Below are 12,453 nucleotides of genomic sequence, written 5' to 3'. Positions count from 1 at the left end.
CCGCGCCGCTGGTCCGGTGATATTCGAAAACTCAGCTTGCCGGAATCAGTGACTCTGAATCCGGAAACGGCGGTCAATTGTTAAAAAGCTGATGACTTAAAAGCGACATCTACGTTGACAGACACCGACGGGAGTAAAGTGGCACTGAAGACATCGCTCACCGAGCAGATGGGTGCTGAATCGGGCACGCTCGTAAACATCCTCAATGTCACCGGGAGTGGTGACACCTTTAAAGTAGCTGAAGGGACAATCGCCGATCCGGTGGTGGAGTCAGGAGCCGTGGTGGTCATCGACAAAGCAGATGCCGAAACTGTAGAAATCGGTAGCAGGGTCAAGGTTGACTACTCCTGCTCCATTGCAGGCTGCAGTTTCGACAGCTACTGGCCGTTGTAACCGACTGGCCAGTTACTGGGACACCCCTGGCTCATCACCACCCTCAGTTATCAGCTCCAGCGAAACGGCTTTTATATTTGGCCAACCTGTCGGTCACCTTGCGCAGATAGTGCACGGTCTCGTCATAGGGCAGGTGATTCATCAGGCGGTCATAGACCTCATCCGGGGCCATCGCGTTGGCCTCTTGGATAGCCGGCTTAAGTCTCATCCCGCCACCGCGAGTAAGCGCCTTCGCAACATTACCGGGTCCTGTGTTATAGGCGGATATCGCGCAGTAAAGGCGGCTCAGGGGATCCTCGACCGACTCGAAGTACCGGTAATAAAGAATGTTGAAATACGCAGCCCCAATCTCAATATTATTACCGCTGTTATAAAGATAGGAGGGGGACAGGACTCGTGCTTTTCCAAAGACCTTTTCTGTCGCATCCATGCCGGCACTCTTGGGCACAATCTGCATGAGCCCATAGGCGGGGATATGGGACTTCGCCATTGGGTTGAATGCTGACTCAGTCTCAATCAATGCCAGTATCAGTTCGGCTGAAAGGTCAAATTCAGCGTTTTTATCGTTGATGGCGTTAATGAACCCATGGACTCTACTCGGTAGTGTTTCCACCATCTTGCTGTTGATTACTCTGGTATGCCAGATGGCACCATCTTCAGTTACCGGCGTAGCTTCAGGACTCTCTGATTCCGCCACAGCACCCTTGCTGTCAGGCGCTACGCTCTTTGAAGGGGCCAATTCATCAGGCGTCTCCAAGGGGAACTCCCAGGACGCAACATCCTGGCCATGCTCCGCCTCCTCTACTCGCTTGGCCTTCTCCATGAAGTGCTCCCGCAACTTTTTGCGGACTCCCGGATTGCCGCTCTCACTTCCCAAAAGAAAGGTCTCAATCACAGGCTTTTTATCAACCTGGCCTGTCTCGAACGTAGATAGATTTTCTTTTCCGAATGCCTCAACCTTCTGAGCGACCTCATCCTGCTCAAAGGCCTGCTTTGTCGTCAGTTGCAAAAGTTCCGAGAGTTTCGCTTCGAAACCATTTCTATCCAGTCCCTTTGCCGAATCAGCCGGCCAGGAAATGCGGACCTTCTCGGCGTCGAAGTCGATAAGCGTGCGCAGCCGATAATCATCTTCGTACTTTACCCACTGCTTTTGAGATGAGACGAGTGGGTCATGCCAAACTTCTGTAATGCGTTTCCTGTAATCGTCGTGCGCATTGTCATGGGCTTTTTTATAAGCAGCAAACTCTTTACGGACCTTTTGCTTGTAACTTTGAAACCCTTGCTGCTGCCGTTGTTTGTATTCCTTAAAGCCACTTGCGCTCCCTTCAGATTCCTGTTGTTCGAACTCGCTGGTTGCGGATTCAAGTTCGTCAAAAGCTTCTTGCGCCTGAGAGGCAGAAGCTGACAGTAAGACGACGGAAAACAGAAAACTGGCATATTTCATCGGGGCGGCACTCCACGTGCGTGTACTGAATTCTATTGGAGCAAGCGCCGGCATTGCGCCGGCGTTACGAAATTACTCAGTAGTTTGCTCAAGCTCTTCCTGAGCCTGCTTGGCTCGGTATTCCTGGTACATCAGCGCTTCATTATCAGGTGTCAAGCGCCGGTTTGATGCCTCGATAATATTCTCGAAGACCTTACGGTTCTGCTCCGGTGCCAATACCACCATCACGCAGAGCCGATCGCCATCCTCTTCACTGCGCCCGGGGATATAATCCACACGTTTCGGAATCGCGCCCTGTAGCATCTGGTTTGTGACCTGTTTGGACACACTCTCAAAGGTCTGACCAGAGCCGCTCTCCTGCTCTCCGTTCTCGGTAAGGGACTGGTAGGTCTTATCCATTGCCTGAACATTGACCTGAATCTGCTGTGCGATGTTAGCGCGCGCCTGCGCAGTCGCCTTGTTCTTGAGAATGCCCATGCTGGCATTGTCCGGAACGCAGGCGGTGTCAGCCATTCCTCCTTCAGAGATCTTTTGCGCCGGCATCGTTACCCAGTCAGGCAGTGAAGAGTAACTTCCTGCTTTTTCTCCTGGCATCACGGAGGAACAGCCCGCTACTGTCAGAGACAAGCTGCATGCAAGGACGCCTATTCGAAATTTGCTCGTCATCATTTCACCTTCGATTCTATTCTAGGGATCTATCTTCAAACGTTATAGGGGAGGCGGAGCGCCTCACCCTATGAGGTGTTTGTGCTTTGCGTCTCTGATCATTGCCCAATTGCTTCGTCGAACTTACAGCCCATAAATGAGCAGCTGTAATCCAGTGAAACCTCATCGCCGATTTTGATCTTATCAGCGCTTGCCTTCTCTACGACGACGTTCGCGCCAGATTGAAGAACCGGCTTACCAATTTCACCCTCAACTACCTTATAACGGTCACCGTTTGGCTGTACCCTCGCGATCTCGACACCACCACCAGGCTTTGCCCCCAGATCGGACGTGAGAGACGTTTTGAGCACTACCTGCCCTTCATCCAACTCATAGAGTTTGGCGCCAGTGACATAGCCAACGGGAGCGAAGAAGCTTTTCAGCTGCCCCTTGATATCAACCATCGAATCTTTGGCTGCAGATCGCAAAAGGCCACCGTAGTTAATACCCCCGCAGTCACTGCTCCGTGTTTCTTCAGAAGTGCTGGCACTGTCTTCGCTATCCAGGGATTTCACTCGTTTGAGTTCAGGCAACGTGTAGACGTTGACTGTTGCCGACACACTCGCTGAATAGTCGCACTCCGCAGGGTGCTTGTCACCGTCGTCATCCACCCAGGCCTCATCGAAAGAGCTCCCGTAAGTTGCGTTACTCACTTTGGTGATAATGGCGTAATCCGCGACCGGTGCACCCTGGTAGCTCCCCTCACCGGCCATGATTGATCTCTTGATTTCCTCTTTCAGACCGCTGGCAAGATCCCGATCGACAACCTGACCGCCACCGTTCCTGATACTCCTGTCGAGTTGACTCTTGATGGTGTTATCAAGCTTCGCCTCTTTCACCGCTGCCAACCCACCGTCTTCAACGTCAAACAGAACCACTTTGTTGGCCTGCGCCCCCTTAGGCGAAGGGTTAGCAGCCGATTTCTCGAGTTCGTAGTCCGCGCCAAGCGTCGGAGGCGTTGTTTTCGGTACATTGGTACATCCGGATGCGAGCAATGCAACCGAGAGGGTGGTCAGCGTTATCAGCTTTTTCATGCTCAGTCCTCCTTAGTCACTGAAATGCCGTTTTTAACCGTCTACCGATTAAAACGTATTAGATTAAGGTTTTGTTATAAACGTGAACTTTCCATATAATTCATAACCGTCCAGCGATACTAATTTCCCTCCTTAAGTTTCAGCGCCTTCCAAATACCCTGTTCATTAATCTTTTCTGCAATAACTCGGTTCGCACTGACTCGTGCTGACGCGTAATCCGAGAGTGAACTCGCAGCCCCCTTGTACCTAGAGGTTGTTACCGACTCACCCTGTTCGTTCAGAAGGTTAAGCTTGACGTTAAGACTCACATGCTTTTCATCGAACATGTCAGCACGTTCGCTTTTACCAGAGATCCGAAGAACCCCGCTGTAGGCTTCACCCTGCCCCAGTCTGTCAGCGTGGATACCTTTATCCAGAAGCATGCGTGTAACATGGTCTCCAAGCTCAGCTGTCTCGGCGTCCGTTTGAATGCCGATCCTCAGGGTCTGTAAAAGGCGCTCGCGCTCAGCCAGAAGCCCGTTGTATCTCACTCTTTCCTCGCTGAGATTTACGTTCTGCCCTACCGAGGTAATCAGTGACGCCAGCGCGAGCGCCTCACGAATTTGTGGCTCCGAGCGATTCAATTGATACAGCCTTGTGAGCGAGGCTTGCTGCTCGCCTTCCAGGCTCGCCTCAAGTTCTTCGTTTAACGTCTCCAGCTCAGACTTCATGCTTCGTACCAGGTTTGGGCGGTTAACCTCCAACAGGACAAAGCGCCTCCCCCCACCTGCCGCGCTTTTCAGCACTTCATAATCCGAGAGCTCCAGTGCCTCAGTTGTCGTCTGGACTTTATTGCGGGTAAACGATGATTCCTCGCCGTCCTCCAGGACTTGTTCCGTTTCAAGCTCTGACTTAACACGCGTTTTCAGTTTCCCCGCAATAACGCCAAGGGCGTTGCCACGCGCATCCTCCATTGAGTTGCCCTCACCCACACCATGTATTGAACGGGCATCGTCGGAAGGAGGGTTCATTACCCATTCGGGAATCGAACGTTGCGGGGACACCGCGCAGCCAGCGAGAAATACTGTCAGAAATACGACTGCGACGGGCCGATTCCACAAACGGAAAGAGTCAGTCAATTCTTTACACATAAAGGGGACCCAAGCTGCGTTAGTACGTCGTCACGTAGTTATCAAATTCCGCTGACGTGAGAATGCTTTCGCGTATGACCGCCAGAGAGAGATCACCCCGTCCATAGAAGTTGATGATCGTGCCTTTCCGCAATACAGATTTTGATTCCCTCAATCTCGCATCCTTACCCGTCATCCGAGCGTCATAAAGGCTTCCCAGGGTTTGGCCTTCCGGCCCGGATCCAGCGCCATAGGAAAGCCACCCCACATACCCATTACTCAAAAGCGAGTCCAGCCCTGTATCCAGTTTTTCGATGTAAAGCTGCTGGGTTTTCGTCTGGTCGACCACGAATTCTCTGGAGATGCCAGGGAGCTCATCTAGTGTGACCTCCCCTAGGGAGTATTCCGCCCCAGCATCCTCAAAAACCTGAGGATGGAAGCTGTCATTCCGACTGAGAACGGTGTAGGCATGAACCTCCCCTTGGCTCACCATAAGCGTCAGCAAGTATTTGGGCGTGAAGTAGTAGCTGGCCGTGACCCCATCCGATAGCGAGCGACGGACTTCGGGCACCCCAAAGATTCCGTTGGCAAACTCAGTCGTTGAGCCTACTTTCAACTGGGAAAGATCGCGGTATTCGGGGAAGTGCGTGAAGGTTGAGACCGTCCTGTCAAAACCTTCCTGGAGCAGCATCACTGCCTCGGAAAAGTTGCCAAGGCCCATGATTGGAAGAGTTATCGCAGCACTCCAAGCTACAGCCCTATTCGCAAGAGACCGCTTCGGAGCTGTAGGGTCATGGCTACTACTTTCATCCGGCAATGCTTACCCTCCCTTACTGTGGTAAAGCCTGAGCTCCTGATGAGGACTTTCTACGCTAGATGCAGAGTAGACAAAATTAATGTTTACGCAAGAAACTGTTAATATTTAACAGTTTTGGACAGTTATCGCCGCACCAGCGTCTGCCCAACATGGATCCCGTTTCCGAAGCGCTCAACCGCCAGAACAACGTCGAGGAATACAGGCGTTAATCAGAGATCTCGACTAGACTGGACCGAGAATGGCAACTGGAGAAAAAGGATGGCTCAACCCCCGAAAGGCGGCTCTGATAACCGTGTTTCACTGAGGCTGCAGGAGACCGAACGGACCCTGATGGATTCAGCAAGCCGTATCCTTTCTGCCTACATCACTAGAGGTGACACCGGAGCGGAGGTTACTGATCAGGACATCCGATCTGCTGTCACCACAGCGATCAAAATGGCCCGATTCATGGATAACGCTGTGCATGCAGACGATGAAAAATAGGTTTGTTTTCTATTTCATCGTACCAGCGCCATAAGCTCTTCAATCAAACGTTGCTCTTCTTCGTAGATGCGATCAGGTGGAAATCCGCTCATCTGTGCACGATCATCCCGGACGGTGCATGCAGCGGCGATCTCCATACACGCTTTCATAAGTTGTTTATGGTCGTACAGGTTATGGCCGCAGGAGTCGGAATCGCTGCTGCTATCCGATATCCCTTCAAGGGCGGCATCGGTTAAGGACTGCAGCACCTCCTTCGACGGTTTGCGGTAGATGAACTCCTGCTCGAACCGCGCAAGCTCCGAATCACCGATCACTTCGAGACCAGCTGCCATCTCCGACAAGCGACTGCAGTGTGAACGAATGTGTTTGCAGATCATCGTCTGCTCAGTGAGCTGGTTGACCCCGTCTGCCCACATCACCTGAACGATGGGAAACGCAGGCGCAAGGTATACAAAACTATGCGGCAATCCGTGTTGATCAAGAATTGCCTTGAGACGTTGGTTCTGCATCTATCAGGCTCCTGTACTGCTGCCGTAATGGCAGGCTAAAGCGACGATTCAAAGGGTAGTAACGCAATTTTTAAGTACACATCAGAGTCGCGTACTGCAACGCGTGTCACGGTTCAGACATCGAGTGAATGACAGGAAGAGACATGATCAGTGTCACTTCAGCTTGATACTCCTCTTCCAGCTCCTGCCTGATATCTTTCAGCTCATCCACGGTAATGACCCCATCGTCCAGGGCGCCCCGGATCCTCGAAATGGTATCTGCCTGTCTCTGCTCAAGATCCGAGTAGGAGTCCATTAAATTCGAGTGCGTTGGCTGCCATGTAAGCGGCGGGAGCGGATAGGACTTGAACCCCAAAGACTCAAGTAACGCCTCCAGGAGCCGTCCGCCGGAGTCCTTTTCAAGCAGCTGAAGAAAATGCCTGAGCGAGAGTCTCCCGCTTTCTTCCGGGCTGCGCAATCGCTGAACCCGATTAGCGGGAAGTAGGGAATCATGGATGAGCTCGTTGCTGTGATGGACGGCGAACTCCGAGACAGCTTGTGTGCAATGGTAAAGCCGCATTGCTGCATTCTGTTGCCATATACGGCTTTCAACGTTTTTCAAGTTTGGCGTAATGGTCTGGAGTTTCAAGAGGATCGATATGCTCTCGCAAAAGTCCTCATACACTTCCCTCAGCAGACTTTCCCGCGCTGCAATCGAAGAAAAAGGCTGCTTTCTTTCCAACACTGAATAGACAAGCTCCTGAGTCTCCGTGATTTCCCGTTTTCTCAGGGAGAACGCGCCGAAAAGCGCCGACATGGAGACTGCTTCCGGATCAGGAACAGGTGCAACCAGCTGACTCCTCTGGCGCGCAACCACGTGAAGGGGGTGTTTCGCCCCTGTGACGTCAAGAAGGTGCCAGAATTCCTCAAGTCTCAAGTGGTGCGACCCGGTTGTGGGGGTCAGGTTGTTGAGAAATGTCCGCTCGTTGAGGTTGCGGATCCGCTGCTCTGCTGCGATGCGTCTGGCCACACCAACCGATTTCCCCTCAAACTGTTGTGCCGAGGCATGAGCGGCATTGCATAGTTGTCCATACCATTCCTCAACTGATCTCCAAGTCAGCACATCTGCACCCTTTCCTAGCTACTTGTCCAGCTCGCATCACCCAGCGACGGTAGCGTAGCAGCAGGCACCGCTTGATGCTCGCTTAATCTCAAGGCTATTGAACAGCCATCGACGCTTGCAGAACCCCGGTCACAGCCAAAACTGGCAGGCAACTCCCTGGAGAACTGATCCGCTCCACTGATTCTGGACACCGCGTTAAGCGAGTACAATCCGCTTATGAGGTGATCCAAGATGAGCAAGCAAAAGCGCAACCGCTATTCCGATGAGTTCAAGGCCGAAGCGCTGAAACTCGCCGAAAGAGCCAGCGTTGCCAGCGCCGCCCGCGAACTGGGTATCCATGAATCACAGATCTATGGCTGGCGTTCGGCAGCAAAGAAGAAAGCCAACGTCTCTGAGCGCGAGTCCGAGCTGGCTGCTGAAAACGCCCGTCTAAAGCGTCAAATGGCCGAGCGTGAAGAGGAGCTGGCCATATTAAAAAAGGCGGCGACCTACTTCGCCAAGAACCAAAAGTGAAGCGCTACAACTTCGTGCTTGAGCACAGTCGCCGGTTTCCCATAACCAGGATGGCGGCTGTGCTCGGGGTCTCGCGAAGTGGGTATTACACATGGCAGAAGACGCGCTTTCAGCCCAGCCAGCTGGAGCAGGCCCGGGAAAGGCTTGATCGCCGCGTAAAAGAGGCGTTCGGCCAGAGCAAGCAGCGAGATGGCGCCCGGCGCATCCAGGCCACGCTAGCAGCTGACGGACATCCTTATGATGTCAAAACAGTTGGCGCCAGTATGCGGCGCCAGACGTTGGTGCCCAAGGCCGCCCGCAAGTTCGTCGTCACTACAGACAGCGACCATAACTTGCCTGTGGCGCCCAACTTGCTGGAGCAGGACTTTGAGGCGACAGCCCCAAACCAGAAGTGGGCTGGCGACATCACGTACCTGATGAGCTCCGAGGGCTGGCTGTATCTGGCCGTCATTATTGACCTGCATTCACGCTCTGTCATCGGCTGGTCCATGAACACCAGGATGACCGCGGATCTGGCCTGCGACGCGCTGGAGATGGCGTTGTGGCGACGCAGTTTTCCTGAAGGAGTAATTTTTCTCAGCGACCGGGGAAGCCAATACTGTTCCCGCGCCTACCGGGATCGACTGCGAACGCACCAACCGCATCAGAGCATGAGCCGTACAGGCAATTGCTGGGATAACGCCTGCGTGGAAAGCTTCTTCCATTCAATGAAAGTCGAGGCGATTCACTACGAGCCAATAATGAGTCGCCCTTGCAAAACCCGCCTTTCAGGCAGCTCCCGGTGTGAGCTGTTGCTTTGATCCGGGAACACCATTCCCGGATTGATGGATTGCGGCTAGCAGATCCCGAACGAATTGAAGTCCAAAAAGCTGCGCCAACCGGCGCAGGATCTTCCTCAGGTTGAACCCGACCGCGCACAGGACCGCGTGGACCCGATCGCCTTCGCGCCCACGCAGGTGGCAGCGATCCAGCAGGCCTTCGTGTTTCATGTGGCCGATGATCGGTTCAACACTGTTGCGCCGGTGCTGGTAGCGGGCGTGGGCGGTGGCGTTGCCTTTCTTCTTGCCGGTGATGTGGACGTTGGAAAGTGGCGTGCTCTCACTGCCGCGATAGCCCCGGTCGACCAGGGTGTTCACTGGCAGCTGGCCGCAGTGTTTGTGCACCCGCTCCAGCCCCTGATGCAGCGTGTGGCCATCGTAGGGGTTGCCGCGCAACGCTTGGCAGTCGAGTACGAAGCCCTCCAGGGCGGTGGTGATCACGCTGACCTTGCTGCCGAACTCATAGGGGGTGCGGGCCTTGCCCTTGGCGATGCAGGCCACTTCCGGCTCGTGCAGGCTGTAGAGCTTGGGCCGGTGCTGGGGCTCGGCGTACTGGCGAAGCAGATAGAGTGCCTGATAGAGGCTGCCATCCAGCGCCTCGCTACGCTGGCCGTAAGGCTGCTGTCGGATCACGTCGTTGCATACCCGCCCAAGGTAACCGTGGAGCTTGCGAAGCCGTTTGTGCATACGCCGGAACTGGCGGGCATGGGCGTAGCGCCCAATCTGCATCACCAGGCCATCGAGCGAGCGCTCGTAGGTCTGGCGGAACTTCACGCCGTCCGCCTTGGATTGGGCCACCAGGCGCCGATGGGCGCGCACCATCAGCCGTGCCTCGCTGGGATGCTCAATGGCCTTGGGCATCACCGTGGTGTCGGCCACCGCCACCCGGAAACTCTCGGGGGAAACCGTCCCTGTGCCTTCGCTCAGATTAACCGTCATCTTCAAAAGCGCTCGCGCGCCATCTTCGCCAATACGACGACGGAACCGACCCATGGTGGACTCGTCCATCGGCGGCTCATGCTGGAACACCGACTCGCCGCAGAAATACTGCCAGTACGGGTTCTCCACCCACTGATCGAGCAGCTCGCGGTCGGACAACCCCTGCATGTGCTTGAGCATCTGCAGCCCAACGTGGAGGCGGATCGGATGCCCCGGGCGACCGTTGTCCGGACACCAATAGGGACCGAACTGTTGTTCGCACTGCTGCCAGTCGATGCGCTCGGCCATGCGCACCAGAGGGTGGCGCAGGTTGATCATGTCTTCGAGATAGAGCTCAAAAAGCCCTTTCTGGGGCTGCTGGCGATCGTCGGTGGGAATCATGGCGATGAAAACGACACAGTTTTGGGGCTGTGGGTGCATTTTCGGGGAGAAATTATACCGAAAAACGCTCCCAGAGTCCTGTTTTTGTTATCAAATTGGGTTTTGCAGGGCCGACTAATGAACCGCGAGCAGCTTCGCCAGCACGTGTTCGAATACATTGAAGTTGATTACAACCGCCGGCGACGGCACAGTGCTTTGGGCTACGTCAGTCCAATGGACTACGAGCTCAAAACCAGTGCTTAACCGAGTGTCCGTTTTCAGCGGGGCAGATCAAACACGCTCCTCGGCTCCAGTGACTGGATCAGTTTCTTCATCGAGAGAGTTTTCGCAAATTCACATGGGATGAAAACTGCTTCCTCTGCTACTTTTTAGAGCATATAGACCATCTTCGAGATAAGACTCAGTAACAACAAGTTAGGACGCTCTCTCAAAAGGTGTAAACGGCAAATGAATCCTTACCCGATGGATGCAAAAGACAAGTACCTCAATTCCCAGTGGCAGATTCTTCCCGATGATGATGCGGTAATCGAGGAGCAAAAGAAAGCCTATAAAGTAGAGGCGCACTTCACCTCAGGGTTGGTTACAGATGTTCGCGATGACGTGCAACACACCGGGATATCGCGGGAAATAAACGGCATTGAAAATCAGGCTGGCAACAGCTCAGAACTTAAGCATTACGGATTCAAGAGGACGACAAGCTTAACCCTTCAAAAGCCTGATGGAACGTCCGAAAATCTCGATTTGGAATGCCCTAATGAAAGTGAAATACTGACAAATATCGCCCCCCATGAAGCGATCACCATTGCCTATGTCAGTGAGCACTTTAAAAACCGTACAAATGGTGATCACGTGACAATGCTGCACAGACATGGTGCAGGGGAGACACGCAAAGAGATACCAAACCGAAAGCCTCAACTCTTTATTCCAAATCTTTTCGGATGGTCGATCGGTTTTGTTGGAATATTATTTCCAGTCCTCGCACTTCTTGCCCTTTTCTTCGCAGGCGCTGGAGAACCCCTTGGCGAGTCATTAAGGTTTGGCTACTCACAGCTTTTCGCCATTCTCGAGGCGCAGCTTTATCCTCGGTGTTCTGTTTACGACTGTATATCCGATGAGATCCTTTCCTTCGATTCCAGCTGGCTGACAATAACTACTGTAGCTTTTATTGGCGCGCTTAGCGGAATAGCAAGCCTGATCAGAAACTTCTTCAGGGTACGTTCTGAAAACAAAGCCCATAACCGCCTGCGGAGCCGTATGTTGTCTGAAATAAGCTCCAGGCGGAAGCAGTACCTGGAGCACCGTGAGCAAAGATCAGAGCCAGAACCAGACAAAACATGCGTAAGCGCGAACGACACACCGGAGAAAAAAGAGGAGCAACCGGAAACTGGAACAGATGACTATGATTTGCCAACCACTGCTCGCGACTCCGGGTTAATCTCTGTAGGTCAAGGCGCTGCCCCGAACTACAGTTTTCGTGTCAGATCACAAAACCTCCAGTATTTTCGAAAAATCAACCGCGTTGATCGAATGGACAGGAAAGTTTTAAGTAGTGACACCTCAAAAAAGGCTGTAACAAACCCAGGGGGAAAGCGAGATAAAGGACGTCATTATCGGCAAGCCACCGCTGATATCGCGACAACATCTGAAACCATCTATGGCATTAACTCTAATGGCGATTCGGTTGCAGTTCAGATTCCCGAAAAGCTGGAGATAGGAATGCTTGAAGAAGACGATCAGCTGGAGCTGGTTGATTTGGAACTTATCAAGGGGGGGCAATCTACCGGACCATATGCTGTCCAGGTGAAAAACGCCACGAGGAATTGGGAGTCACGAATTAATCCTATCTCGGAATACGTATTCGAAACCTACCCCCCAAAAGGCACAGGCGCTGGTATTACACTAATGCTTTTTGTTGTGTGCCTTGTGTGCGGTGGAGGACTTGCCTATCAGGCATTCGATCCAACAATGCGTGTGGAACCAGCACTGTGGACTATTTTCGGTTTGCCGATAGGTCTGGGAATTGGTGGTGCTTTGTTCGGTGCTTTCATAGAAGCTCCGATTAACAGGCAAGCATACAACGACAGCGTCGCCAAAGCGAAACAGATAGACGATAAAATCAATGAAATAGCAGCAAGTAGTCACGTATAAGCGATAACAGTTCGCCGTTCCATCGCCGCTGCCAAGCCCGCTTCTCAAACACCCCGGG

Annotated in this window: 10 protein-coding genes and 3 pseudogenes; 5 read left to right on the top strand and 8 right to left on the bottom strand. The window is 53.1% G+C overall.

Annotated features, from left to right (window positions below):
• Positions 1-138: 138 nt before the first annotated feature.
• On the top strand, positions 139-393 hold the full coding sequence (locus AAF659_RS14695; RefSeq protein WP_349752534.1) for a hypothetical protein: 255 nt from the start codon (positions 139-141) through the stop codon (positions 391-393).
• 43 nt (positions 394-436) lie between these two features.
• Here the strand turns inward: AAF659_RS14695 and AAF659_RS14690 are convergent, their stop codons facing one another.
• The 5 genes from AAF659_RS14690 to AAF659_RS14670 form a co-directional block, all read right to left on the bottom strand.
• Complete coding sequence (locus tag AAF659_RS14690) at positions 437-1,837, bottom strand: murein transglycosylase domain-containing protein (RefSeq protein ID WP_349752533.1); 1,401 nt, start codon at positions 1,835-1,837, stop codon at positions 437-439.
• Positions 1,838-1,909: 72 nt separating this feature from the next.
• On the bottom strand, positions 1,910-2,350 hold the full coding sequence (locus tag AAF659_RS14685) for an LPP20 family lipoprotein (protein ID WP_349752532.1): 441 nt from the start codon (positions 2,348-2,350) through the stop codon (positions 1,910-1,912).
• Between the two features lie 251 nt (positions 2,351-2,601).
• Positions 2,602-3,576: a hypothetical protein gene (locus tag AAF659_RS14680; RefSeq protein WP_349752531.1), complete on the bottom strand. Its 975-nt coding sequence runs from the start codon at positions 3,574-3,576 to the stop codon at positions 2,602-2,604.
• Between the two features lie 119 nt (positions 3,577-3,695).
• Positions 3,696-4,586: an LPP20 family lipoprotein gene (locus AAF659_RS14675; protein ID WP_349752530.1), complete on the bottom strand. Its 891-nt coding sequence runs from the start codon at positions 4,584-4,586 to the stop codon at positions 3,696-3,698.
• Positions 4,587-4,725: 139 nt separating this feature from the next.
• Positions 4,726-5,376, bottom strand: a complete 651-nt coding sequence (locus AAF659_RS14670; RefSeq protein ID WP_349752529.1) for an ETEC_3214 domain-containing protein — start codon at positions 5,374-5,376, stop codon at positions 4,726-4,728.
• 384 nt (positions 5,377-5,760) lie between these two features.
• Between AAF659_RS14670 and AAF659_RS14665 the strand changes: the two genes are divergently transcribed.
• Complete coding sequence (locus AAF659_RS14665; RefSeq protein ID WP_349752528.1) at positions 5,761-5,985, top strand: hypothetical protein; 225 nt, start codon at positions 5,761-5,763, stop codon at positions 5,983-5,985.
• 14 nt (positions 5,986-5,999) lie between these two features.
• On the opposite strand, the gene AAF659_RS14660 is transcribed toward AAF659_RS14665, so the two are convergent.
• A complete protein-coding gene (locus AAF659_RS14660) occupies positions 6,000-6,494 on the bottom strand; it encodes a hypothetical protein (protein WP_349752527.1) in 495 nt (164 codons plus the stop codon).
• 106 nt (positions 6,495-6,600) lie between these two features.
• Positions 6,601-7,596, bottom strand: a complete 996-nt coding sequence (locus tag AAF659_RS14655; RefSeq protein WP_349752526.1) for a phage regulatory CII family protein — start codon at positions 7,594-7,596, stop codon at positions 6,601-6,603.
• A gap of 231 nt (positions 7,597-7,827) precedes the next feature.
• Between AAF659_RS14655 and AAF659_RS14650 the strand changes: the two are divergent.
• Positions 7,828-8,858 (top strand): annotated as a pseudogene (locus tag AAF659_RS14650) (IS3 family transposase); the annotation flags it as partial.
• A 117-nt stretch (positions 8,859-8,975) separates the two neighbouring features.
• On the opposite strand, the pseudogene AAF659_RS14645 reads toward AAF659_RS14650, so the two are convergent.
• Positions 8,976-10,247 (bottom strand): annotated as a pseudogene (locus tag AAF659_RS14645) (IS5 family transposase); the annotation flags it as partial.
• Between the two features lie 114 nt (positions 10,248-10,361).
• Between AAF659_RS14645 and AAF659_RS14640 the strand changes: the two are divergent.
• Positions 10,362-10,490 (top strand): annotated as a pseudogene (locus tag AAF659_RS14640) (IS3 family transposase); the annotation flags it as partial.
• A gap of 204 nt (positions 10,491-10,694) precedes the next feature.
• Positions 10,695-12,395: a hypothetical protein gene (locus AAF659_RS14635; protein ID WP_349752525.1), complete on the top strand. Its 1,701-nt coding sequence runs from the start codon at positions 10,695-10,697 to the stop codon at positions 12,393-12,395.
• Positions 12,396-12,453: the final 58 nt, after the last annotated feature.

Origin of the sequence: Salicola sp. Rm-C-2C1-2, from assembly GCF_040196175.1 — a bacterium.
Lineage (GTDB): Bacteria > Pseudomonadota > Gammaproteobacteria > Pseudomonadales > Oleiphilaceae > Halospina.
The sequence above is the reverse complement of the archived record's forward strand: the minus strand, read 5'-3'. Positions and strand labels throughout refer to the sequence as shown.